The 22,530-nt window shown below is 60.1% G+C and carries 22 protein-coding genes, 1 tRNA gene and 1 pseudogene; 11 read left to right on the top strand and 13 right to left on the bottom strand.

Annotation, left to right across the window (positions count from 1 at the left end):
- Positions 1 to 2: 2 nt before the first annotated feature.
- The 6 genes from hisF to RB216_RS01520 form a co-directional block, all read right to left on the bottom strand.
- Positions 3 to 773: an imidazole glycerol phosphate synthase subunit HisF gene (gene hisF, locus RB216_RS01545; protein ID WP_003171107.1), complete on the bottom strand. Its 771-nt coding sequence runs from the start codon at positions 771 to 773 to the stop codon at positions 3 to 5.
- A 9-nt stretch (positions 774 to 782) separates the two neighbouring features.
- Entirely contained in the window at positions 783 to 1,520 is a 738-nt protein-coding gene (hisA, locus tag RB216_RS01540; protein ID WP_010213887.1) for a 1-(5-phosphoribosyl)-5-[(5-phosphoribosylamino)methylideneamino]imidazole-4-carboxamide isomerase, read from the bottom strand.
- Between the two features lie 39 nt (positions 1,521 to 1,559).
- On the bottom strand, positions 1,560 to 1,817 hold the full coding sequence (locus RB216_RS01535) for a DUF2164 domain-containing protein (protein ID WP_028615366.1): 258 nt from the start codon (positions 1,815 to 1,817) through the stop codon (positions 1,560 to 1,562).
- Positions 1,818 to 2,456: an imidazole glycerol phosphate synthase subunit HisH gene (gene hisH / locus RB216_RS01530; protein WP_016979116.1), complete on the bottom strand. Its 639-nt coding sequence runs from the start codon at positions 2,454 to 2,456 to the stop codon at positions 1,818 to 1,820. It lies immediately after the preceding gene.
- Positions 2,456 to 3,052, bottom strand: coding sequence for an imidazoleglycerol-phosphate dehydratase HisB (gene hisB, locus RB216_RS01525; RefSeq protein WP_028615365.1), 597 nt, complete (start codon positions 3,050 to 3,052; stop codon positions 2,456 to 2,458). Before hisB ends, hisH begins: the two co-directional genes overlap by 1 nt.
- Positions 3,053 to 3,358: 306 nt before the next feature.
- On the bottom strand, positions 3,359 to 5,020 hold the full coding sequence (locus RB216_RS01520; RefSeq protein WP_028615364.1) for an OFA family MFS transporter: 1,662 nt from the start codon (positions 5,018 to 5,020) through the stop codon (positions 3,359 to 3,361).
- Between the two features lie 325 nt (positions 5,021 to 5,345).
- Between RB216_RS01520 and RB216_RS01515 the strand changes: the two genes are divergently transcribed.
- The 4 genes from RB216_RS01515 (at position 5,346) to RB216_RS01500 (ending at position 9,068) form a co-directional block, all read left to right on the top strand.
- A complete protein-coding gene (locus RB216_RS01515) occupies positions 5,346 to 7,556 on the top strand; it encodes an AsmA family protein (RefSeq protein ID WP_308908240.1) in 2,211 nt (736 codons plus the stop codon).
- Positions 7,553 to 8,620: an A/G-specific adenine glycosylase gene (gene mutY, locus RB216_RS01510; protein ID WP_028615362.1), complete on the top strand. Its 1,068-nt coding sequence runs from the start codon at positions 7,553 to 7,555 to the stop codon at positions 8,618 to 8,620. The genes RB216_RS01515 and mutY overlap by 4 nt, the downstream gene beginning before the upstream one ends.
- Positions 8,617 to 8,889: an oxidative damage protection protein gene (locus RB216_RS01505; protein WP_028615361.1), complete on the top strand. Its 273-nt coding sequence runs from the start codon at positions 8,617 to 8,619 to the stop codon at positions 8,887 to 8,889. Before mutY ends, RB216_RS01505 begins: the two co-directional genes overlap by 4 nt.
- A gap of 103 nt (positions 8,890 to 8,992) precedes the next feature.
- Positions 8,993 to 9,068: transfer RNA gene (locus tag RB216_RS01500), tRNA-Phe, on the top strand.
- 126 nt (positions 9,069 to 9,194) lie between these two features.
- Here RB216_RS01500 and RB216_RS01495 read toward each other — a convergent pair.
- From RB216_RS01495 to RB216_RS29950, 4 genes and pseudogenes are all read right to left on the bottom strand, one after another.
- Positions 9,195 to 9,470, bottom strand: coding sequence for a hypothetical protein (locus RB216_RS01495; protein ID WP_028615360.1), 276 nt, complete (start codon positions 9,468 to 9,470; stop codon positions 9,195 to 9,197).
- 88 nt (positions 9,471 to 9,558) lie between these two features.
- Positions 9,559 to 11,151 carry an ArnT family glycosyltransferase gene (locus RB216_RS01490; RefSeq protein WP_308908239.1) on the bottom strand — a complete coding sequence of 531 codons (1,593 nt, stop codon included), beginning with the start codon at positions 11,149 to 11,151 and terminating at the stop codon, positions 9,559 to 9,561.
- A gap of 86 nt (positions 11,152 to 11,237) precedes the next feature.
- Entirely contained in the window at positions 11,238 to 12,203 is a 966-nt protein-coding gene (locus RB216_RS01485; RefSeq protein WP_068933773.1) for an arsenic resistance protein, read from the bottom strand.
- A 61-nt stretch (positions 12,204 to 12,264) separates the two neighbouring features.
- Positions 12,265 to 12,345, bottom strand: a pseudogene (locus RB216_RS29950) (type II toxin-antitoxin system RelB family antitoxin); the annotation flags it as partial.
- Between the two features lie 101 nt (positions 12,346 to 12,446).
- Here RB216_RS29950 and RB216_RS01480 point away from each other — a divergent pair.
- Positions 12,447 to 13,424 carry an alpha/beta hydrolase family protein gene (locus RB216_RS01480; protein ID WP_308908238.1) on the top strand — a complete coding sequence of 326 codons (978 nt, stop codon included), beginning with the start codon at positions 12,447 to 12,449 and terminating at the stop codon, positions 13,422 to 13,424.
- Between the two features lie 12 nt (positions 13,425 to 13,436).
- On the top strand, positions 13,437 to 13,844 hold the full coding sequence (locus tag RB216_RS01475; RefSeq protein ID WP_028615356.1) for a hypothetical protein: 408 nt from the start codon (positions 13,437 to 13,439) through the stop codon (positions 13,842 to 13,844).
- A gap of 77 nt (positions 13,845 to 13,921) precedes the next feature.
- Here RB216_RS01475 and gabP read toward each other — a convergent pair whose 3' ends face one another.
- The gene (gene gabP, locus RB216_RS01470) at positions 13,922 to 15,313 is read right to left on the bottom strand and encodes a GABA permease (RefSeq protein ID WP_028615355.1); all 1,392 of its coding nucleotides are present in this window, start codon (positions 15,311 to 15,313) and stop codon (positions 13,922 to 13,924) included.
- A gap of 554 nt (positions 15,314 to 15,867) precedes the next feature.
- On the opposite strand from gabP, the gene RB216_RS01465 reads away from it, so the two are divergent.
- The 5 genes from RB216_RS01465 to RB216_RS01445 all read left to right on the top strand — a co-directional run bounded on the left by RB216_RS01465 (position 15,868) and on the right by RB216_RS01445 (position 20,073).
- On the top strand, positions 15,868 to 16,641 hold the full coding sequence (locus tag RB216_RS01465; protein ID WP_028615354.1) for an ABC transporter ATP-binding protein: 774 nt from the start codon (positions 15,868 to 15,870) through the stop codon (positions 16,639 to 16,641).
- A 13-nt stretch (positions 16,642 to 16,654) separates the two neighbouring features.
- Entirely contained in the window at positions 16,655 to 17,407 is a 753-nt protein-coding gene (locus RB216_RS01460; protein ID WP_028615353.1) for an ABC transporter substrate-binding protein, read from the top strand.
- 74 nt (positions 17,408 to 17,481) lie between these two features.
- Positions 17,482 to 18,177, top strand: a complete 696-nt coding sequence (locus RB216_RS01455) for an ABC transporter permease (protein WP_126569701.1) — start codon at positions 17,482 to 17,484, stop codon at positions 18,175 to 18,177.
- Between the two features lie 38 nt (positions 18,178 to 18,215).
- Positions 18,216 to 18,905, top strand: a complete 690-nt coding sequence (locus tag RB216_RS01450) for an ABC transporter permease (protein ID WP_028615352.1) — start codon at positions 18,216 to 18,218, stop codon at positions 18,903 to 18,905.
- The gene (locus RB216_RS01445; RefSeq protein ID WP_068933770.1) at positions 18,886 to 20,073 is read left to right on the top strand and encodes a methyltransferase; all 1,188 of its coding nucleotides are present in this window, start codon (positions 18,886 to 18,888) and stop codon (positions 20,071 to 20,073) included. The genes RB216_RS01450 and RB216_RS01445 overlap by 20 nt, the downstream gene beginning before the upstream one ends.
- A gap of 241 nt (positions 20,074 to 20,314) precedes the next feature.
- Here RB216_RS01445 and bcsQ read toward each other — a convergent pair whose 3' ends face one another.
- Both bcsQ and RB216_RS01435 read right to left on the bottom strand, forming a co-directional pair.
- Positions 20,315 to 21,217 carry a cellulose biosynthesis protein BcsQ gene (gene bcsQ, locus RB216_RS01440; RefSeq protein WP_068933768.1) on the bottom strand — a complete coding sequence of 301 codons (903 nt, stop codon included), beginning with the start codon at positions 21,215 to 21,217 and terminating at the stop codon, positions 20,315 to 20,317.
- A gap of 176 nt (positions 21,218 to 21,393) precedes the next feature.
- Positions 21,394 to 22,518, bottom strand: coding sequence for an alginate O-acetyltransferase AlgX-related protein (locus RB216_RS01435; protein ID WP_308908237.1), 1,125 nt, complete (start codon positions 22,516 to 22,518; stop codon positions 21,394 to 21,396).
- Positions 22,519 to 22,530 lie beyond the last annotated feature (12 nt).

Genomic DNA, 22,530 nt, shown 5'->3' with positions numbered 1-22,530 from the left:
ATTCAGCGAACGACGATACCGCGCGCGGCCATGTAGGCTTTTGCCTCGGGAACGGTGTATTCGCCAAAGTGGAAAATACTCGCCGCCAGCACCGCACTGGCGTGGCCTTCGATCACGCCATCGGCCAAATGCTGCAGGTTGCCGACGCCACCGGAGGCGATCACTGGGATGCCCAAGGCGTCGCTGATAGCGCGGGTTACGCCCAAGTCGAAGCCGTTTTTCATGCCGTCCTGGTCCATGCTGGTCAGCAGGATTTCACCCGCGCCCAGGCCTTCCATCTTCATCGCCCACTCCACCGCATCCAGGCCGGTCGGCTTGCGCCCGCCGTGGGTGAAGATCTCCCAACGCGGGGTTTCGCCCGGGCCAGAGACTTTCTTGGCGTCGATGGCAACCACGATGCATTGCGAACCGAAGTGTTGCGCGGCTTCGCCGACGAACTCCGGGTTGAACACGGCGGCGGTATTGATCGAGACCTTGTCCGCGCCGGCATTGAGCAGGTTGCGGATGTCTTGCACGGTACGCACGCCACCGCCCACGGTCAGCGGGATGAACACCTGGCTGGCCATGCGCTCGACGGTATGCAGCGTGGTGTCACGGCCGTCGACGCTGGCGGTGATGTCGAGAAAGGTAATCTCGTCGGCACCTTGCTCATCGTAGCGACGGGCGATTTCCACCGGGTCGCCGGCGTCACGGATGTTCTCGAACTTGACGCCCTTGACCACGCGACCGTTGTCGACGTCCAGGCAAGGGATGATGCGTTTGGCCAGCGCCATGGTCAGTCCTCAGCCGTTGTAGGCATCGCAGTAAGCCTGGGCTTCGGCGACGTCCAGGGTCCCTTCGTAGATCGCGCGGCCGGTGATGGCACCGATGATGCCTGGGGCCTTGGCGTCCAGCAGCGACTTAATGTCGCCCAGGTTGTGGATACCACCGGAAGCGATCACCGGGATCTTGGTCGCAGCAGCCAGCGCGGCGGTAAACGGCACGTTGCAGCCCTGCATCATGCCGTCTTTGGCGATGTCGGTATAAACGATGGCAGAAACACCGTCAGCTTCGAACTGCTTGGCCAGGTCGATGACCTGCACGGTGCTGATCTCAGCCCAGCCGTCGGTGGCGACGAAGCCATCCTTGGCGTCCAGGCCCACGATCACTTTGCCAGGGAACGCGCGGCAAGCTTCGGCGACGAATGCCGGGTCTTTCACGGCCTTGGTGCCGATGATCACGTAGCTCACGCCGGCCTTGACGTAGTGCTCGATGGTTTCCAGGGAGCGGATACCGCCGCCGATCTGGATCGGCAGGCTCGGGTAGCGCTTGGCGATGGCCGTGACCACTTCGCCATTGACCGGCTGACCTTCGAAGGCGCCATTCAAGTCCACCAGATGCAGACGACGGCAGCCCCCTTCTACCCATTTGGCAGCCATGCTCACCGGGTCATCGGAGAACACGGTGGAGTCTTCCATGCGGCCTTGGCGCAGACGGACGCAGGCGCCGTCCTTGAGATCGATAGCGGGGATAATCAGCATCTGGCAAACCTTATTCGAAATTCAGCAATGCTTGGGAAATCAGGGTTTCTCAAGCGACCACAGGTCGCTTTCGATGCTTTCGAACCTTTCTTTAAGGAGCGTCTGCGTATCGAAAATCGCCCTGTTGTAATAGTGCGGAGCCACTTCGGTGGTGAACAGCTCAAGAATCTCGGCGACCTCGAACGAGCCCAATTTAAGCTCGAAGCGGTCCTCCATGAAGCGCTTGATCTTGAGGGTGGCCTCACTCTCCTGCTCGGGCGTGAGGTTCAAGATCGGCGGCTTCGGCTTCCTGGCCATTTACCAGCGCCCGTCCCAGGCGGCGAAGTTCTGCAGCAATTGCAGGCCATGGGTATGGCTCTTCTCCGGGTGGAACTGCACGGCAAAGCGCGAACCTTCGGCCAGCGCGGCGGCGAAGTCGACGCCGTAGTGCCCGCCACCCACCACCTGGCCCGGCTTACCGGCAGCGATGTAGTAGCTGTGCACGAAGTAGAAGCGCGCCATGTCCGGCACTTCGTGCCACAGCGGGTGATCCACGGTCTGGCGGACTTCGTTCCAGCCCATGTGCGGGACTTTCAGGTGTTCGCCGTCTTCATGCAGGTCCTTGCCGAAGAACTTCACCTGGCCCGGGAACAGGCCGATGCAGTCGACGCCGTCGTTCTCTTCACTGCTGTCGAGCAAGGCTTGCATGCCCACGCAGATGCCGAGAAACGGACGATCCTGGCTGACTTCGCGCACCAGGCTGTCAAAGCCCAGGCGGCGGATTTCGGCCATGCAATCGCGAATCGCACCGACACCGGGAAACACCACCCGGTCAGCTTCGCGAATCACGCTGGCATCGCTGGTGATCAGCACCTTGCCGGCCCCTACGTGTTCGAGGGCCTTGGCCACCGAGTGCAGGTTACCCATGCCGTAATCGATAACCGCGACCGTCTGCATTACAGGACGCCCTTGGTCGAGGGCATTTGCCCGGCCATGCGGTCGTCCAGCTCAACGGCCATGCGCAGCGCGCGGCCAAAAGCCTTGAACACGGTTTCGATCTGGTGGTGGGTGTTGGTACCGCGCAGGTTGTCGATGTGCAGGCTGACGAGTGCGTGGTTGACGAAACCCTGGAAGAATTCCTGGAACAGGTCGACGTCAAAGCCGCGGCCCACATTGGCACGGGTGTACGGCACATGCATCTGCAAGCCTGGGCGGCCGGAGAAGTCGATGACCACGCGCGACAGCGCTTCGTCCAGCGGGACATAGGCGTGGCCGTAGCGACGGATGCCTTTTTTGTCGCCGATGGCCTTGGCAAATGCCTGGCCGAGGGTGATGCCCACGTCTTCCACCATGTGGTGGTCGTCGATGTGCAGGTCGCCCTTGCCTTCGATATCCAGGTCGATCAGCCCGTGACGGGCGATCTGGTCCAGCATGTGCTCAAGAAAAGGTACACCGATATCAAATCGGGCCTTTCCGGTGCCATCCAGGTTGATCGAGGCTTTGATCTGGGTTTCCAGAGTGTCGCGCTCGACGGACGCCTTACGTTCGGCCATCACCAGCTCCGCAAAATCATTGGGCGAAAAAGGCAGCCATTATAGGGGCGCGGGCGCTAAACAGAAACATCGAAGGGGATAAGACTGACGAGTTGAAGCGAGGAATGTCGGGGATAGACATGTGCATACATGTGGGTACCGGCTTATGTGGCGAGCGGGCTTGCCCCGCGTTGGGCTGCGAAGCAGCCCCAAAACCTACCTACGCGTTTTAACTGAAAAAACGCGCTGGTCTCATTGGGGTCGCTTCGCGACCCAACGCGGGGCAAGCCCGCTCACCACACAAAGCCAGGCCCTACAGGGTTTGCATCAGTGGAACAGGACTGCGGTCTTCTGCAGGGTCACCCACACACCCCACGCCAACGGAATACCCACCACCAGCCAGGCGGCAATCGCCAAAGGCACGGTGCCAGGGGCAGCTTTCCACTCCAGGGAAGTAGTCGCGTCCGCGCCTTTGTCGTGGCCCAGCGCCTGTTCGGCGGCCAGTTCAGCGTCGGTCATGAAGTACTTGTCGGCCACCGGACGAACCAGCAGGTTGCAGATGAAACCCAACACCAGCAGGCCGGCGAGGATGTACAACGTGATGTCGTAGGCCGCGGCGCGTTCAACGCCGATGCTCAGCTGGTATTCGCGAAGGTAGTTCACCAGTACCGGGCCCAGCACGCCAGCTGCAGCCCAGGCGGTCAGCAGGCGACCATGGATCGCGCCAACCATCTGGGTGCCGAACAGGTCGGCCAGGTAGGCCGGAACGGTCGCAAAACCACCGCCGTACATCGACAGGATGATGCAGAACGCCGCCACGAACAGCGCCACGTTGCCCAGGTGACCCAGGTTCGGGATCAGCGCGTACAGGGCAAAGCCCAACGCGAAGAACACGAAGTAGGTGTTTTTACGGCCCAGGTAGTCGGAGAACGACGCCCAGAAGAACCGGCCACCGATGTTGAACAGGCTCAACAGACCGGTGAAACCCGCAGCGATGGCTGCGATGGAAGCCAATTGGCCCGCATCCAGTTGGCCAAACGGCACATCCACACCCAGCAACTTGCCGCCGAACACTTCCTGCAGCAGTGGCGAAGCCATGCCGAGGATGCCGATACCGGCGGATACGTTCAGGCACAGCACCAGCCAGACCAATCGGAATTGCGGGGTTTTCCACGCCACGTTCACGTGCACGTGACGGTGAGTGATCATCGCGTTGCTGGCCTTTTTCGCCGGCGCGGTCCAACCCTCAGGCTTCCAGCCGGTAGGCGGCACGCGGTAGGACAAGGCGCCGCCGATCATGAACACGAAGTAGATCGCAGCCATTACCAGGAAGCTCTGCCACACGCCCACGCTGTCGGGCGTGGCAAAGTGGCCCATCAAGGCTGCTGCCAACGGAGCGCCGACCATCGCACCGCCGCCGAAGCCCATGATCGCCATGCCGGTCGCCATGCCGCGCTTGTCCGGGAACCACTTGATCAGGGTCGACACGGGCGAGATATAGCCCAGGCCCAGACCGATACCGCCAATGACCCCGGAGCCGATCCACATCAGCCAGATCTGGTGCGTATAGATACCCAACGCCGAGATCAGCAGACCACCGCACCAGCACAATGCCGATACAACACCGGCCTTACGTGGCCCGGCGTGTTCCAGCCAGCCGCCCCAGATCGCTGCCGAGCAGCCCAGGAAGATGAAGAACAGGGTGTAGATCCAGCCCAGCATGGAGATGGGCCAGTCGCATTGGGACGAGAAGACTTGGGTGATGAAGCTCATGTCCGGCGCGCAGGCGACCGGCTTGGTGATGCCCAGTGCCTTGGACAATGGCAGCCAGAACACCGAGAACCCGTAGGCCATGCCGATGCACAGGTGGATGGCCAGGGCGGCCGGTGGAACCAGCCAGCGGTTGAAGCCGGGCTTGGCGATGATACGTTCCTTGGACAGGAACGCAGGCTGTGCGGCAGTTGAACCTGCCACAGTGCTAGTGCTCATTGGTGTTTCCCCCAGTTGTTAGTATGTGTCCGTCAGGCGCTCTCTCCCTCGGCCTTGCACGCAAAGCGTTGGCCGTTGTTGTTGAGTAAAGCTCCATTTGAGCGCGACGCTATGTCGCAGAAGGCAGACGAACCTGCGCAGATTAGCACCTGTGGATGACAGAAAAACCAAACTGATATCACCTTTTTCAGGAAATCTGTTTTGTTTGACGCCAAAAACCCGTTTCCCGTCCCTGGATACAATGTAACGATCGGGGCACTGACGCAGGCCGTCGGGCGTTATACTCTGCGGCTAAATTTTGAAATCGACATACAAGGACTCGCCCATGAAAGCGTTCGGCAAAATCCTGGGTCTGGTACTTCTCGGGCTGTTGCTGATCATTGTGGCTCTAGGCTTTGCCCTGACCCATCTCTTCGATCCCAACGACTATAAAGACGAGATTCGCCAGATTGCCCGCGACAAGGCCCACATCGAGCTGACGCTCAATGGCGATATCGGCTGGAGCCTGTTCCCCTGGCTAGGCCTGGAACTGCACGAAGCCAGCGTGGCGACCCTGACCGCGCCGACCCAGCCATTCGCCGACCTGCAGATGCTCGGTCTCTCTGTCCGCGTGCTGCCGCTGCTGCGCCGCGAAGTACAGATGAGCGATGTGCGCGTCGAAGGCCTCAACCTGCGCCTCAACCGTGACAAGCAAGGCCACGGCAACTGGGAAGACATCGGCAAGAACGTGACCGAGGCGACCGTCGGCAGCCCAGGCTCGACCGAGAAACCCTCCGAACCCGAACCGGAAAAACCCTCGAAGCCCATTCGCCTGGACATCGACAGCCTGACGGTCAACAACGCTCGCGTCGAATACAACGACGAGCAGACCGGCAAGCAGTTCAGCGCTGAAAGCATCCAACTGAGCGCCGGTGCCGTGCACGAAGGCGCCAGCATTCCGGTGAAGCTCACTGCGTTCTTCGGCAGCAACCAGCCGGTGATGCGCGTCAAGACCGAACTCAACGGCAACCTGCGCATCCAGCGTGCGCTCAAGCGCTATCAGCTTGAAGACATGAAGATCAGCGGTGAAGCCACGGGCGAGCCGCTGCAAGGCAAGACCGTGACGTTCTCCACCCAGGGCCAATTGCTGGTGGACCAGGCGGCCAATATCGCCGAATGGACCAATATGAAGTTGTCGGCCAATCAACTGCGCGCACTGGGCGAGCTGAAGGTCAACGATCTGGACAAGACTCCGCAGCTCAGCGGCGCGCTGTCCATAGCCCAGTTTGACCTGACCAAGTTTCTCGACGGTGTTGGCCACCCGCTGCCGCCCATGGCCGAGGGCAGCCTGAGCAAGGTCGAACTGGTCAGCCGCCTCAAGGGCACGCCGAGCAGCGTGGCCCTGGAAGACCTGAACCTGAAACTCGACGGCAGCACCTTCACCGGCCGCCTCGCCGTGGAGGATTTTGCCAAGCAATCCCTGCGCGTCCAGCTCAAGGGCGATACCTTCAACGCCGACAACTACCTGCCGGCCAAGTCTGAATCCGCCAAGGGTGCAGCCGCAGCCCGCCAGGCCGAAGTACAGAACAGCGAAGCCGGTGCCATGGCCGCCGGCGGCACCACACCGCTGCCCGACGCACCGACCAAAGGTGCCTGGAGTACCGACAAACTGCTGCCGCTGGCGCGTCTGCGCACGCTGGATGTGAACGCCGACCTAGCCTTCGGCCAACTGACCTTGAGCAAGCTGCCGATCCAGAATGCGGCGCTCAAGGCGTCGGGCGTCGATGGTCAACTCAAGCTCGATACCCTGAGCGGTGGCCTCTACAACGGTACTTTCCAGGCCAACGGCAGCCTCGATGTGCGCCAGGATATTCCGGTGCTGGCGCTGCAAAGCCATATCAAGCAAGTGCCGGTCGAACGCATCCTGCAAGCCCAAGGGCAAAACCCACCGGTGAAGGGCCAGATCACCCTCGACAGCAACCTCACGGGCCGTGGCAATAGCCAGAAAGCCCTGATCGACAGCCTCAACGGCACCGCCAGCTTTGTGATCAACAACGGTGTGTTGCTCAACGCCAACCTCGAACAGCAACTGTGCACCGGTATTGCCCTGCTCAACCGCAAGACCTTGAGCAGCACACCGCAAGGCAAGGACACGCCGTTCCAAGAGTTGAAGGGCAACCTGACCTTCCGTAACGGCGTAGCCAGCAACCCTGACCTGAAAGTGCGCATCCCCGGCCTGACCGTCAATGGCAACGGCGACATCGACCTGCGTGTGCTGGGCATGGATTACCGCGTAGGCATCATTGTCGAAGGCGACCAGCGTGCAACGCCGGACCCGGCCTGTCAGGTGGGCTCGAACTTCCAGGGTATCGAAGTACCGCTGCGCTGCCGTGGCCCACTGGAGCTGGGCGCCAAGGCCTGCCGCCTGGACAAGGACGGCCTGGGCCAGGTCGCCATCAAGGCGGCCGGCAACCGCCTGAACGAAAAGCTGGAAGAGAAGCTCGACAAGGTTAATCCACAACTCAAAGACGCTTTGAAAGGCCTGTTCAAACGATGAGAAACGAGCAGTTTTCAACGGCGGTGTTGGACTGGTACGACCGCCACGGTCGCCACGACCTGCCCTGGCAACAGGGCATCACGCCTTATCGGGTGTGGGTCTCGGAGATCATGCTGCAGCAGACCCAGGTGAGCACCGTGCTCAACTATTTCGATCGTTTCATGGCTTCGCTGCCAACGGTCGAGGCCTTGGCGGCCGCGCCGGAAGATGAAGTGCTGCACTTGTGGACCGGCCTGGGTTACTACACCCGGGCGCGCAATCTGCAAAAGACCGCGAAGATTGTCGTGGCCGAGTACGGCGGCGAGTTTCCCAAGGATGTCGAGAAGCTCACCGAGCTGCCCGGCATCGGTTTGTCCACGGCTGGTGCGATCGCCAGCCTGAGCATGGGCCTGCGTGCACCGATCCTCGACGGCAACGTCAAACGCGTGCTGGCACGCTTCACCGCGCAAGAGGGCTACCCAGGCGAGCCCAAGGTGGCCAAGCAGCTATGGGCCACCGCAGAACGCTTCACGCCTCATGATCGGGTCGACGCCTACACCCAGGCGATGATGGACATGGGCGCCACGCTCTGCACCCGCAGCAAACCCAGCTGCCTGCTGTGCCCACTGGAAAAAGGCTGTGAAGCCCACATGCTCGGCCTGGAGACGCGCTACCCAATCCCCAAGCCGCGCAAGACTATCCCGCAGAAGCGCACGCTGATGCCGTTGCTGGCCAATGCAGAGGGCGCGATCCTGCTTTATCGCCGCCCCTCTACAGGCCTGTGGGGCGGCCTGTGGAGTTTGCCGGAGCTGGACGACCTGCAAGACCTGGAACACCTGGCCCACCAGCACGCGCTGGAGCTGGGCAAGCAACAGGCGCTGCCAGGGCTGATCCACACCTTCAGCCACTTCCAACTCGCCATCGAACCCTGGCTGGTCCAGGTCGAGGAATCCGCCCATCACGTGGCCGAGGCAGACTGGCTCTGGTATAACCTCGCCACCCCGCCGCGCCTGGGCCTTGCCGCCCCGGTAAAAAAACTGCTGAAGCGCGCGGCCGACGTATTGAATGCAGGAGTTCCGTCATGACCCGCACCATCATGTGCCGCAAGTACAAAGAAGAATTGCCAGGCCTCGAGCGCCCTCCGTACCCAGGCGCCAAGGGCCAGGACATTTTCGAGCACGTCTCCGCCAAAGCCTGGGGCGACTGGCTGAAACACCAGACCCTGCTGATCAACGAAAAACGCCTGAACATGATGAACGCCGAAGACCGTAAATACCTGGCAGGCGAGATGGACAAGTTCTTTTCCGGCGAGGAATACGCCAAGGCTGACGGCTACGTGCCGCCTGCTCAATAATTGATCAAAAACCGGGGTCTGCACGTAAGCGACGGTAATAATTAAATATTTTTTGAAAACTTGCTTGACGACCCCCTGAAAAACCCGTTTAATGCGCCCCGTTGCCCAGATAGCTCAGTCGGTAGAGCAGGGGATTGAAAATCCCCGTGTCGGCGGTTCGATTCCGTCTCTGGGCACCACTATTCAGTTTCAGGTGGTGCAAACGTCATCTGAAACACACAAGAAACCCGCCTAGTGCGGGTTTTTTGTTGCCTGGAATTTATCGGCCTAGCCTGAGGCGATTCAGCATCACCCCAGTAGATCTTTCACTTTCCATCCCACATCAACGTAAACACCGCCACCCGCTCCTGATCGGAGATCTGAAAGCCCCGCTCCTCGACTCGATCAATCCAACCCTGCGCCGACAGCTTCTCGCCAAACCGCACCAGGCGCCCATAGCGCTTGAAGACAGCTCTCAGCACATTGATCATCGCAGGGTAGCTGCAGCCGCCGTCGAAGCAGATGCTCAACCAGCCAATTCGCGAACGGCCGATCACGTGGCCACAGTCAGGCCGCTTAAAGTCCTTTTTCGTCATATCCATGAGGCTTCCAGTACGGCAATTCCAAAAAACAGCTCAATTGAATGACTGATCGGTCACCCAGCTGGCGAACATACAGCAACTTGCTGAGTCATTTCAGCAAAAACACCATCAGTGGATTGTCGTTCAGCCGCCCCTCAAAGGTCGGCGCCTGACGCTCAAGCGGCGTCCCTTGCAGCAATGCGGTCTCCTTGCGCGACACAATTACCCAGGCGGGCCGAGGCAAGCCCTCCAACCCCTCGAGCTGTTGACCGCCGACAAACAGCGGTTGCTCATCATGGTCCAGGTTCATCATGTAGCGCACCGCCCAGGTGTCTCGCCCCAGATTGATAAACACCAGCGGTCCAGGCGTCTCTGCACGCAGTGCTTCTACCTGACCGACAAACTTGCGGGTATCGAACTGCATATCCTTGGACGGCTCCACCACCGTCACCAACAACAACCATTGCGCCAGCAATGCGATCAGGCTGAGCCACACCAACCGCCCCGCTCGCCGCCAGGCGATCAGCGCTGCCACTTGCAACACCCCTAGCACGCCAATCAGCAACGGCAGCGAAACATCAGGCCAGTAACCATGCTTTTGCCACGCATGTCGACAGACGAAGACTACAACCACGCACAACGCCGGTAGTGCCACGACCAGCCCTTCGTAGCATCGGCGCATGCCCGAGAGCCAACTCGGCGCCTGGAGCAGCCCATAGGCTGCGACAGCCGCAAACATCGGTACCATCGGCAGGATGTAATAGGCGCGCTTGAAGTGCGGCACCGACAGCCCGAGCAAGATCATCAAGCCGCAGGCGCCGAGTCGCACCACCAGCTGCATGTCGCCTTCGAACCGCTCGGACCAGCGATGACGCAGCGCAATCAGGGTGGCCAGCGCCAACGGCACCACCGGGAAGTAGCGGTAGAGGCTCAACTGGAAGTAGAAATAAAACGGTTCTCCAGTTTCATCGAGACGACCGCCCACCTGCATCCTGAACACCTCGTCTGCAAAGGCGTCGCCCCCACTGATGCGCGCCAACTTCATCAGCAACCACCAACAGATTGCCAGCAGCACCAGGCCAACAGTGCCGTGAATCAGCAACTGCTTCACTCGCTCCCCTGGACTGCCCAACGCCCAGTACACACAGACCACACCACAGACTTCGATCAACCCCAGCGGCCCGCGTATCGCAAAGCCCAGGATGAACAGCGCAAACACCGCAAGCCGCCTCCAGCGCCCGCCACTGTGCAACAGGTAAAAACTTCCTACACACAACAACGCCACCATCTGATCCAGGCAGACAGAGCGGGATTTTTCGAGCAGCTGGGTGGTAAGCAAGGTCAACAGCACAGTGAGCAGCGCCCACTGACGATTCGACGGGGCCAGCAAGCGGTAGATCAAGGCAACTACGCCAGCCGAAGCCAGAGCGGTGGGCAGCACATTGGCCAGATGATTGGGCGCGCCAAACAGTCGGGCAAACACAAAGCTGAAAAAGGTCGCGGTTCCAGGGTAATCCGCGTAGGGCTGACCATAGGTGGTCGGGAAAAGACTCGCGCCATGGCGAAACATTTCTTGCAGGAACAGCGCCCAGCGTCCGTCAAATCCTTGGGGCTGCTGATCCCAGATCCCCAGGGTGAACAGCAGCAGGGCAAACAGGAAAATGCCCAGGGATTCCAGGCGAAAACGGTTGCGGTGATCCATCGGTTGACCTGTCAGTTAGGGGCGCCGACTTATGGTGCCGAATGCCCTGCTGAATAGCGCCTGAACAGACCTGAACATTCCCGCGTTTACCGACCTGCGGGCCACACCCATTTCGGGATCAACCGAACGTAAATCAGCTCACCAACGAGCTCGACCAGGGTTTGCAGGATCACCGCAGTCGCCGCCAAGCCACGCACATCTTCGGGTAGCGCCAGCGCCAAGGGCAGTACCACCAGCGAATTGCGCGTCGATGCGCTGAACGTCACCGCCCTGGCCGTAACCGCAGGCAGTGCAAACAGCCGCGACGCCAGCGCGCCCATCAACGGCGCCAGCAACAGGAAACCGACGTACACCGGGATCACCGGCAGCAACAGGTTGATATCCCGCACCACCGACGTGATCTGCGAACCGATCACCACAAACAGCACCAATGCCATCGCCGGCACCGGTATCCACGCCCAGCCGCCGTTCCAAGCACTGACGAGTGATGATCGCCGCGCCACTGAAGCCGTGAGAACTGCCAGAACCATGGGCAGCACGATCAACCAGAGGAATGCCTCGATAAATGGCTGCACCTCAACAACCACTCCGGACTGCGCCCCTAGCATCACGCCCAGGTAGATCGGCAAGAGCGCCAACTGCAGCAACAACAGCACCGGCGTCGCCGCCAGCATCAACCGCGAATCACCCTTGCCGATATGAGTAAACACCACCACGTAGTCGATGCACGGGGTCAGCAATACCAGCAACGCTCCTACCAGCAGTGCCGGACGGCCTGCCAGGCCTTGGGTCAATGCCCACACCAGTAACGGAATGAGGATGAAGTTGGCGAACAGCAACGCCGACAGGAAGCGCTTGTTGGTCAGGCTTTGACGTAGGTCCAGAAAGGGGATTTGCAGGAACATTGCGTACATCAGTACCGAGATGGCGGGTGTGATCAGTCTGCCGAGGTGGTGGGCGAATGAGGGGGCGAGCAGACCGAAACCGGCAGCCAGCATCACGACTACGAAGTACAAAGGGACCTGGTTGCGTTCGAGGGTATCGCGGGTCATGAAAACGCCTTGGTAGATCGCAAAGGTGTAAGCCTATGTATCTATTGGCGCAAGGTCGAGTGGAGCGGAACCAACGGTCATAGCTGGCAGCCTGCTCTTCAGTTTCAAACTCTGAAACGATGGGAGATAGTGGGATGCTCATAGAGACCTCCTAAATGGATGCCTGCCAGACGCGGTGCAACTGCTGGCAAACTGGTGAACTGTTACTAAAAAAATAAGAAACCTACAAAGGCCGAGAACCCAATGAATTTGAACGACGCCTCTTTGCGATTGCCCTCGGCCTCACCTGCGCGCGAACACCGCGAATCCTTCAAGGAGGCCGCCGCCGACGGTCACCTCATCGGCGGCTTCACCTGGCGACACATCAGAACCGATCCAACGCGGCCCGTGGTGATCATCAACGCCGCCACCTCCGTCCGCTGCCGCCACTACGCCCGCTTTGCCGACTACCTGTTCGCCAACGGCGTTGACGTCATCACCTACGACTACCGTGGCATCGGCGAATCCCGCAGCGGCTCGTTGCGTGGCTTCAAGGCCTCATGGTCGGATTGGGGCGCGCTGGATTTCGAGGCAATGCTGAAGCGCGCGCAACGGGAGTTTCCGGGGCAGCCGATTGATGTCGTCGGCCATAGCTTCGGTGGCTGCGCGGCAGGGCTCGGGGCGTCGGGCGCGGTCATTCGGCGGATCGTGACCGTAGGCGCGCAGTTTGCGTACTGGCGCGACTACGCAGCGAGTGTGCGCTGGCGGATGTTTGCCAAGTGGCATGTGACAATGCCGTTGCTGACGGCACTGTACGGGTACTTCCCCGGCAAGCGCCTGGGCTGGCTGGAAGACACACCTGCGGGCGTGGTGAGGGACTGGAGTACACCGACGCCCAGCTACGAAACACGTCCCAGCGGGCGGGCCTTGGGCGAGCTGCCATTCAGTCGTGTAAAAGCGCAGATACTGGCCATCAGCATCACTGACGACCCGTTCGGGACCGTGGCCGCCATCGAGCGATTATTGGGTTACTTCGACGGCAGTGAGCTCACTCATCTGCGGATCGCGCCTGAGGACATTGGTGAAAAGACGGTCGGCCATTTCGCATTTTTTCGCAGCGAGTATCAGGATCGGCTGTGGCCGATTGCATTGGCGTGGCTTCAAAACGGCCAATTGGCTGCAGATACCCTTGGGATTTCCCTCAACCTGCGCTTCAATACCCCATCCCGATCCGAAACCTAGGACGCTGAGCCCATGGCCTCGCCGAACAAGCAGCAAAAACGTGCCCACCGGGCAAAGGCCAAGGCCAAGCAGAACCGTACCCAGCGCGCCGTAGCGACCAAACCGGATGCGTTTGCCGGCGACGACAGCCGCATTGACCTTGAGTCAGTGGATTTGACCGAGCTGTTCGTAGAGATGCGCACCGCGGGCGAGACCAGCCAACAAGCCCTGTGCGCCGTATTCTTGGCCCACCCGTTGCTGGCACTGGTGCTGGAACAGGAAGGCGAAGAAGAAGCCACCGACTTTATCCTTGCAGCGCTGATCGAGTATCGGCAGTGGGCTACAGATACCGATGATGAAGCCGCAGCACTGGCGTGGATCGAGTCTCCGCAATTCCAGGCGGATTACGTGGCGGCCTCAAAAGAATTGTCACAACCTTGAACCTGTAGGAGCCGGCTTGCCGGCGATGGGGCCTGTGAGGACGCCATCGCCGGCAAGCCGGCTCCTACAGTCATCGTTTAGTTCAGTACTGCAGCGCCTACTCTCTGCGCCTTGCGACGGCTCGCCACAATCAGTCCCGCCACCACCACCAACAAGCTCAGGACACCGGTCGCAATAATCTCGATCCGATGCGCTTCCTGAAACAGCATGATGGTCAGCGTGCCCACGATGAACACCATCACCGCGTAGGTCAGGCCTGGGAACAGCCACATCTTGAAGACAATCTTCTCGCCCGCCGCCGTGCGTTTCTGGCGCATGCGCAGTTGCGACACAGCGATGACCAGGTACACCAGCAGCGCAATAGCGCCGGAGCTGGCCAGCAGGAACTCGAACACCGCCGCAGGGGCCACGTAGTTGGCGAATACCGCCAGGAACGCCGCGCCAGTAGACAACAACACCGCCCAGTAAGGCGTGCCGCTCTTGTTGGTGCGCTTGGCCACCGCCGGTGCATCACCGCGACGACCCAGGGAGAACAGCATGCGCGAGGCGGTGTACAGCGCCGAGTTCAAGCAGCTGGTCACGGCAACCAGTACCACCAGGTCGACGATCAGCTTGGCATTCGGGATACCCATGCGCTCCAGCACAGTCTGGTAGGAACCTACGGCCGCCAGGGTCGGATCGTTCCATGGCACCAGGGACACCACGATGAAGATCGACAACAGGTAGAACAAACCAATGCGCCAGATCACCGAGTTGGTGGCCTTGGTAATCTGCTGGCCTGGGTTCTTCGATTCAGCGGCGGCGATGGTGACAATCTCGGTGCCCATGAAGGAGAACATGGTGGTCAGGATCGCGGCCAACACGGCGCCCATGCCGTTGGGCATGAAGCCTTGGGTGTCGAACAGGTGCGAAACGCCGCTGACCTGGCTGGTCGGCAGGAAACCGAAAATCGCAGCCAGACCAAGGATCACGAAGCCCACGATCGCCACGACCTTGATCAACGCAAACCAGAACTCAAACTCGCCGTAGTTCTTCACGCTGAACAGATTAGTCGCCGTCAGCAGCAAGGTGATGATCAGCGTAAAGGCCCAAATGGCTACATCCGGGAACCAGGCATGCAGGATGGTCGCAGCCGCGTTGGCTTCCAGCGGAATCACCAACACCCAGAACCACCAGTACAACCAGCCGATGGTGAAACCGGCCCAATGGCCAATTGCCCGGTCGGCGTAGGTGGAGAACGAACCGGTATCCGGCGACGCCACGGCCATTTCGGCCAGCATGCGCATCACCAACACCACCAGCGTGCCCGCAGCGGCGTAAGCCAGCAGTACGGCCGGGCCGGCGGCAGCAATCGCGTGGCCGGAGCCGACAAACAAACCGGCACCGATGACGCCAGCAATCGACAGCATGGTGACGTGACGCGGTTTTAGCCCCTGTTCGAGGTCATTGGAGCTTTGCGTACTACTCATTGACACACCTTTACGAGGAATTGCGAAAACGGTCCGCCCGGCCCGGGATCTTTCTCGTGAAAAGAAACCAACAGGGCGTTCTTTATTTTTTACGCAAGATTTGCGCCAAAATGTTACAGAGCCGCGATTGACGCGGGCTGTAGGACGTTTCAACATCACTTGCAAGTCATTGAGAACAATGGCATTCCGCTATAGCGTTACCGTGCGACCCACATATACGACGAACAAACGCACCATAAACACACACAAAAAGTACGTGACGCCCCACAAAAGGGCTGATATGCACCGTTTGCCCGGTTAACCCTTCCAACACCCGGCCAAAGCTGGCACCATCGCGCCCTTTTTTACGCGAAGCCTGCGGTTTTTCGGGTTCAAACGGATGTTCGGTTGTTGATGGCGCGACACGCTGCTGTGCCGATGCGACACCTTGCCGCACACCACCTGTTTACCGCCGGCCATGCTGTTGGCTGCCATCAAGACGCTATGCTAGCTTGGCGCCTCGCCAGGAAGGCGGCCCAACAGCAGGATTGCAACGAACACAATGAGGACCCCACATGGCCGAGGCCACGCCCGCGCTTGAAATCCGCAACTTGCATAAACGCTATGGTGAGCTGGAGGTACTCAAAGGTATCTCGCTGACCGCTCGCGACGGCGACGTGATCTCGATCCTGGGTTCCTCCGGTTCCGGCAAGTCCACCTTCCTGCGCTGCATCAACCTGCTGGAAAACCCGCATCAGGGCCAGATCCTGGTCGCCGGCGAAGAGCTCAAGCTCAAGGCCGCGAAAAACGGCGAGCTGATGGCCGCCGACGGTAAGCAGATCAATCGCCTGCGCAGCGAAATCGGTTTTGTGTTTCAAAACTTTAACCTGTGGCCGCACATGAGCATCCTCGACAACATCATCGAGGCCCCTCGCCGTGTGCTTGGCCAAAGCAAACGCGACGCCATCGAAACGGCCGAAGCCCTGCTGGCCAAGGTCGGCATTGCTGACAAACGTCACGCCTACCCTGCGCAACTGTCCGGCGGCCAGCAGCAACGGGCGGCCATTGCGCGCACCCTGGCGATGCAGCCTAAAGTCATCCTGTTTGACGAACCCACTTCGGCGCTTGACCCGGAAATGGTTCAGGAAGTACTTAATGTGATCCGCGCGCTGGCCGAAGAAGGCCGCACCATGCTGCTGGTCACCCATGAAATGGGCTTCGCCCGTCAGGTGTCCAGTGAGGTGGTGTTCCTGCACCAGGGCCTGGTCGAAGAGCAAGGATCGCCACAGCAGGTGTTTGAAAACCCGCTTTCGGCGCGCTGCAAACAATTCATGTCCAGCAACCGCTAACGGAGCAACATGCATGCAGAACTATAAAAAATTCCTTCTGGCCGCGGCCGTCTCGATGGCGTTCAGCGCCACGGCCATGGCAGAAACCTTGAAAATGGGGATCGAAGCGGCTTACCCGCCGTTCAACAATAAAGACGCCAGCGGCAACGTCGTCGGCTTCGACAAAGACATCGGCGACGCCCTGTGCGCCAAGATGAAAGTCGAGAAGTGCGAAGTGTATGTGTCCGACTGGGACGGCATCATCCCGGCTCTGAACGCCAAGAAGTTCGACTTCCTGGTGTCCTCGCTGTCGATCACCGATGAGCGCAAGCAGGCCGTCGACTTCACCGACCCGTACTATTCCAACAAGCTGCAGTTCATCGCGCCTAAGGCCACCGCCGACTTCAAGACCGACGCTGCCTACCTCAAGGGCAAGACCATCGGTGCGCAGCGCGCGACCCTGGCTGGCACTTATCTGGAAGACGAACTGCCAGACACCACCGCCAAGCTGTACGACACCCAGGAAAACGCCTACCTCGACCTGACCTCCGGTCGCCTGGACGGTATCCTCGCCGACAAGTACGTGCAGTACGAATGGCTCAAGAGCAAAGACGGTTCGGCCTATGAATTCAAAGGCGACCCGGTGGTAGAAAGCGACAAGATCGGTATCGCCGTACGCAAGGGCGACCCACTGCGCGAGCGCCTGAACAAAGCCCTGGCAGAGATCAAGGCAGACGGCACCTACAAGAAGATCAACGACAAGTACTTCCCTTTCAGCATCGAATGATCTGAACGGTATGCCCGGCGCGCTCACTTGAGCGCGTCGGCTTTTTGCACTGCCTGCCGCGATATGAAAACACCATGAATTTCGATCTCTACGGATTCGGCCCGGCGCTTGCCGCTGGCGCGCTGATGACCGTCAAACTGGCGCTCACGGCCCTGTGCCTGGGGCTGGTGCTCGGCCTGGCCGGGGCCCTGGCCAAGACTTCGCCGTACAAGCCGCTGCAATGGGCGGGCGGTGCTTACTCGACTATCGTTCGTGGCATTCCCGAATTGCTGTGGGTGCTGCTGATTTATTTCGGCACGGTCAACCTGATGCGTGCCCTCGGTGAGTTCTTCGGCAACCCCGACCTTTCCCTTAGCGCCTTTGCCGCCGGGGTTATCGCCCTGGGCCTGTGCTTTGGCGCCTACGCTACGGAAGTGTTCCGTGGCGCGATCCTCGCCATTCCCAAGGGCCACCGCGAAGCCGGCGTGGCATTGGGCCTGTCGAAATTCAGGATCTTCACCCGGTTGATCATGCCGCAGATGTGGCGCATCGCCCTGCCGGGCCTGGGCAACCTGTTCATGATCCTGATGAAAGACACCGCGCTGGTATCGGTGATAGGCCTAGAAGAAATCATGCGCCATGCGCAGATCGGCGTGACCGTCACCAAGCAACCCTTCACCTTCTTTATGGTTGCCGCCTTCATGTACCTGGGCCTGACCGTGCTGGCCATGACCGGCATGCACTTCCTGGAAAAACGCGCCGCCCGCGGCTTTGCAAGGAGCACCCAATGAGCGGCGACTACAGCTGGCTGGCGCATTTCGACCTGGGCCTGAACTGGGCCGTGATCATCAAGTGGCTGCCAAGATTGGCCCAGGGCGCGACCCTGACCCTGGAGCTGGTAGCCATTGCCGTCATCGCCGGCCTGCTGCTGGCAATCCCACTGGGTATCGCCCGCTCATCGCGCCGCTGGTATGTCAGCGCCCTGCCCTATGCCTACATTTTCTTCTTCCGTGGCACGCCCTTGCTGGTGCAGTTGTTCCTCGTCTACTACGGCCTGGCGCAGTTCGACTCCGTGCGTGAGAGCTTCCTGTGGCCGTACCTGCGCGATCCGTTCTGGTGCGCCACCGCCACCATGACCCTGCACACTGCGGCCTATATTGCCGAGATCCTGCGCGGCGCGATCCAGGCCATTCCGCCGGGTGAGATTGAAGCGGCACGTGCGTTGGGCATGTCCAAGCCGAAGACACTCTTCTACATCATCCTGCCACGCGCCTCGCGCATCGGCCTGCCGGCGTACAGCAACGAAGTGATCCTGATGCTCAAGGCCAGCGCCCTGGCCAGTACCGTCACCTTGCTGGAATTGACCGGCATGGCGCGGACCATCATCGCCCGCACCTATTTGCCGGTAGAAATATTCTTCGCCGCCGGGCTGTTCTACCTGCTGATGGCCTACATTCTGGTGCGCGGCTTCAAACTGCTGGAACGCTGGCTACGCGTCGATGCCTGCCAAGGACGTTGAGGCACGCTTCCAGGCGCTGGATGCGTTCCTGATAGAGCATCAAGGGCTGTGGAAACCACGGCCCTTTACTCACCTGCACTTACCTTGGGAAACCGAGCACCCGGAACTCACCCAGTGGCTGCGCCAACGCTCGTTGGACGATGCGGAAGCCAGTCACAACCACCCCTTTGACCTGCCGGCGCCGGCACCTTTTCCACAACTTGCCGTGCAAGCCAGACAGCTCAGTGCTGTGGATAAGTTACCGACGCAGCCCCTGCCTCCGGCTCACCATCGCCTGAACGTCGATGTGCCGGGCCGCAAGTGGGAACAGATCGAAGCCTTCGGCGCGGCGCTGCAGTTTGCACAAACGCCCAAGCATTGGCTGGATTGGTGTGCGGGTAAGGGTCACCTCGGACGCCGCCTGTTACAAGCCGGTCAAGCGCTGACCTGCCTGGAATACGACCCGGCGCTGATCGCCGCAGGCCAAGCCTTGAGCGACCATCACCGCCTGCCGGTCACCCATCGCCTGCAAGACGTGATGGCCGACGTGGCAATCAGCTCAGCACACACGCCCGTCGCCCTGCATGCCTGTGGCGACTTGCATGTGCGGCTGATGCAACTGGCGAGTACGGCCGGCTGCAAACAGCTTGCATTGGCGCCCTGCTGCTACAACCGCATCAACGCCAATTCCTACCAACCACTGTCCAACGCCGGCCGCGCATCACGGCTGCAGTTATCGATCGATGACCTCGGCCTGCCGCTGAGCGAAACCGTCACCGCAGGCAAACGGGTGCGTCTGCAACGGGACACGTCCATGGCGCGGCGCCTGGGTTTCGATCAACTGCAACGTGAACTTCGTGGCGTCGACGAGTACCTGCCTACACCCTCCCTGCCTGCCAGCTGGTTGGACAAACCCTTTGCCGACTATTGCCAGGAACTGGCCAGCTTCAAAGGGTTATCCACAGGCGAACAGGACTGGACGGGCCTGGAGGCGTACGGCTGGCGCCGTCTGGCCGAGGTCAGAAATCTGGAGTTGGTACGCGGTCTATTCCGGCGCCCGCTGGAAGTGTGGCTGGTGCTGGATCGGGCATTATTTCTCGAAGAAAACGGCTACAAGGTCCAGATAGGCACTTTCTGCGAACCCGTACTGACACCGCGCAACTTGATGGTGCTTGCCGAGCGCGAATAAAGGGCAAATTTGTTGCAGCACAGCCTGTGGATAACTCTGTTGATGAAATCTTTACGGAGCCTGTAGCCATCTGCGCTGCAGGTCACAAACCGAGCTGGTCATTTTTTGTTCACAAAATAAAACGCACGCAAAACAGGCAGTTGCGGCGTGATGAGAACAGCTCCACAAAATGGCTGTTTAGTGACAGCTGTATCTAACCGATTGTGCATAAGCATCTGGCGTTCAGCGTATAACCAACGCTTCAGGCGCTTGTTTTTGGCGCCTTCAACAACCGGCAAAGATCGTTGATATCGTCAGCTGCCAGCCCCTTCTCCACGCTATCCAATGGGTCGACACCAAACGCCAGTGCTTCGTTGATCGCTATGTCGCGGTGCACTTGCAGCACCGCTTTCCCCAGCCTTTGCGTGAAGGCCTCGACCATGTCCAGGCTGAAGGCATTCCTTTCATCCACTTGGTTGATGACCACTTGCACACGAGGCGGGTGTTGCCCCTCAAGATGCGGGGCAAGCAGTAAATCCAGATGGTCAAGGGTGCCCAGGCATGCAGCATCTGCCTGCACGATGACCAGCACCACATCGGCAACGCTCAGCGCTTGATGGAAGTAGACGTTGTTACCGGCGGGGGTATCGATGATCACCGTATGCCGCGCACTCAAGTCCAGGGACGCGAGGTGTTGAGCCAGCCAGCACGGCTCGTGCTTGAGCCAGCGCTCCAGGTTTTCCTGCTGTGGGGTATCGATTTCGCCAAAGGGGATCACCTGGCAGCCAGCGAAGCTGAGCTGTTGAAGCGGGCTCCATGGCCCATGTTCCAGGCTGGTGCGCCCGATGCCCGGCAACGCCGGACTCACGCCGAAGTGGAGATGCAAGGCGTTCTGCGGGTCCAGGTCCAAAGCCACGACGGACTCACCCTGACGTTGCAGACCACTGCTCAAGGCGGTGGCCAGGGTGCTGCGGCCGACGCCGCCATTGATCGACACCAGCGCCACCACTTTTGGCTTGAGGGGCACGGTGTCTGCGTCCTGGTTGACGGCAACATCATCCGCGCGGGGAATACTGCCGAAGAAATGCAAACGCGACTCCATGCCGCGCTCATCCTGGCAGATGTCCTTGCCGAGCAAGGCTAAAAGACCATCAGTAATGCCCATAACAAACCCCTCATCACGGCGAAGCTCAAAGACGTGAAAAGGTCAGCTGATACGACTGCTTACCGCAGGTCTTTTTGTGGTCGCCCTAGTGCAAGCAGTCTGCTTCAGGAGCGTAAAAGTGTCATTATTTTGATGAGATAGTTGCCTATTTTTTAGACAAACGGCAAATAGTCAAATTACTGACCAATACTGATCACATCGTAGGGCGTTTGCAGATCCCGCTCCGGAATCTCCCAAATCAACAACTTAGGCGGCGTTTGCTTGAACGCCGGGCTTTCAAAATAGGCCTTGGCCGCGCCGGAGAATTCGCCACCGTCTTTGCTGAAATTGCCGACCGGCGCATTCAGGGCTTTCTGCAGGAAGCCAACAAAGTTGGAATTACGCGAAAACGAGGTGCCGATCAGTGCCACATTGGGCAGGCCCGCGTCGCCAAACAGGTCATCGGCATTGCTGGTCGCGCCACCGGTTTCATGGGCGGTGCTGGCGGCAACTGATTCGCCGGCTGGCTGCAACTTGGGCGGCAACCAATCGAGACCTGCCAGGCGTACCAAATCACCGGGGCGCACGGCGAGCGGTGCCTGGGTAATGCCGAAGGTTTGTTCCGGCGTGGCCTTGATGCCGCGTTGCTGGATACGTTGCGCCAGAGCCTGGGCACCGGCGTTGGAGCCGATTTCGCTCCAGTGAGTATCCGTGCGCAGGTAAGCCTCGGCGCCCAGCGGCTTGAGCGTATCGGTCAGGTCCAGCGCTGAAACGCCGGAAGCCTGCAACAACTGGGTCCAGTCCTGGATCCGGCTATCGAGCACCGCCGGGCGGTACAGGCCGCAGCGTTGGGCGGCGGCAATGCGGCTCTTGTCCGGCACCACTACCACTTGCAGATCGATACCTTTTTGACTCAGTTGTTTTTGCAGGTCGATCACCGCCTGGGCCTTGGTCTGAGCATTGGCTTCGGCGTGACGGTTGATGCGCAACTCATCGCTGATAAACAGCCAGCCAGGACACCCCGGACGCACGCGCGGCCCGGTATCGCCAAACGCCAGCCAGCTGCCACCACGCTCCAGGTTCGCGGCCTGGATCGCCAACGGTGCCTTGGCCAGCTCCTTGGCAAAACGGTGGGTCAGGTCGCCGTGCAGCAGCATGTCGCTGTTGACCTTGGCCGGCATATAACTGATCGGCCCCTTCACCATCAGCCAGGCGCAGGAGATCAGTCCCGCCGCCAAAAAGGGCACCAGCACCCAGGCCGCCAGGGGGCTGGTGCGAACGGCCAGGTCGCTCGGTGGAGTCGGCGCGGTAGGAGCAGGCATGGTCGGGCGTCC

The sequence above is a fragment of the Pseudomonas canadensis genome (genome assembly GCF_030980095.1).
In the GTDB taxonomy this organism is placed as follows: domain Bacteria; phylum Pseudomonadota; class Gammaproteobacteria; order Pseudomonadales; family Pseudomonadaceae; genus Aquipseudomonas; species Aquipseudomonas canadensis.
The sequence above is the reverse complement of the archived record's forward strand: the minus strand, read 5'-3'. Positions and strand labels throughout refer to the sequence as shown.

What these genes read in the sequence shown, in the direction of transcription:
- hisF (WP_003171107.1), bottom strand. Translation starts at nt 773, where the DNA reads ATGGCGCTGGCCAAACGCATCATCCCTTGCCTGGACGTCGACAACGGT.
- mutY (WP_028615362.1), top strand. Translation starts at nt 7,553, where the DNA reads ATGAGAAACGAGCAGTTTTCAACGGCGGTGTTGGACTGGTACGACCGC.
- RB216_RS01485 (WP_068933773.1), bottom strand. Translation starts at nt 12,203, where the DNA reads ATGACCCGCGATACCCTCGAACGCAACCAGGTCCCTTTGTACTTCGTA.
- RB216_RS01480 (WP_308908238.1), top strand. Translation starts at nt 12,447, where the DNA reads ATGAATTTGAACGACGCCTCTTTGCGATTGCCCTCGGCCTCACCTGCG.
- gabP (WP_028615355.1), bottom strand. Translation starts at nt 15,313, where the DNA reads ATGAGTAGTACGCAAAGCTCCAATGACCTCGAACAGGGGCTAAAACCG.
- RB216_RS01535 (WP_028615366.1), bottom strand. Translation starts at nt 1,817, where the DNA reads ATGGCCAGGAAGCCGAAGCCGCCGATCTTGAACCTCACGCCCGAGCAG.
- hisB (WP_028615365.1), bottom strand. Translation starts at nt 3,052, where the DNA reads ATGGCCGAACGTAAGGCGTCCGTCGAGCGCGACACTCTGGAAACCCAG.
- RB216_RS01490 (WP_308908239.1), bottom strand. Translation starts at nt 11,151, where the DNA reads ATGGATCACCGCAACCGTTTTCGCCTGGAATCCCTGGGCATTTTCCTG.
- RB216_RS01505 (WP_028615361.1), top strand. Translation starts at nt 8,617, where the DNA reads ATGACCCGCACCATCATGTGCCGCAAGTACAAAGAAGAATTGCCAGGC.
- RB216_RS01515 (WP_308908240.1), top strand. Translation starts at nt 5,346, where the DNA reads ATGAAAGCGTTCGGCAAAATCCTGGGTCTGGTACTTCTCGGGCTGTTG.
- hisA (WP_010213887.1), bottom strand. Translation starts at nt 1,520, where the DNA reads ATGCTGATTATCCCCGCTATCGATCTCAAGGACGGCGCCTGCGTCCGT.
- RB216_RS01495 (WP_028615360.1), bottom strand. Translation starts at nt 9,470, where the DNA reads ATGGATATGACGAAAAAGGACTTTAAGCGGCCTGACTGTGGCCACGTG.
- RB216_RS01465 (WP_028615354.1), top strand. Translation starts at nt 15,868, where the DNA reads ATGGCCGAGGCCACGCCCGCGCTTGAAATCCGCAACTTGCATAAACGC.
- RB216_RS01435 (WP_308908237.1), bottom strand. Translation starts at nt 22,518, where the DNA reads ATGCCTGCTCCTACCGCGCCGACTCCACCGAGCGACCTGGCCGTTCGC.
- RB216_RS01520 (WP_028615364.1), bottom strand. Translation starts at nt 5,020, where the DNA reads ATGAGCACTAGCACTGTGGCAGGTTCAACTGCCGCACAGCCTGCGTTC.
- hisH (WP_016979116.1), bottom strand. Translation starts at nt 2,456, where the DNA reads ATGCAGACGGTCGCGGTTATCGATTACGGCATGGGTAACCTGCACTCG.
- bcsQ (WP_068933768.1), bottom strand. Translation starts at nt 21,217, where the DNA reads ATGGGCATTACTGATGGTCTTTTAGCCTTGCTCGGCAAGGACATCTGC.
- RB216_RS01460 (WP_028615353.1), top strand. Translation starts at nt 16,655, where the DNA reads ATGCAGAACTATAAAAAATTCCTTCTGGCCGCGGCCGTCTCGATGGCG.
- RB216_RS01455 (WP_126569701.1), top strand. Translation starts at nt 17,482, where the DNA reads ATGAATTTCGATCTCTACGGATTCGGCCCGGCGCTTGCCGCTGGCGCG.
- RB216_RS01475 (WP_028615356.1), top strand. Translation starts at nt 13,437, where the DNA reads ATGGCCTCGCCGAACAAGCAGCAAAAACGTGCCCACCGGGCAAAGGCC.
- RB216_RS01445 (WP_068933770.1), top strand. Translation starts at nt 18,886, where the DNA reads ATGCCTGCCAAGGACGTTGAGGCACGCTTCCAGGCGCTGGATGCGTTC.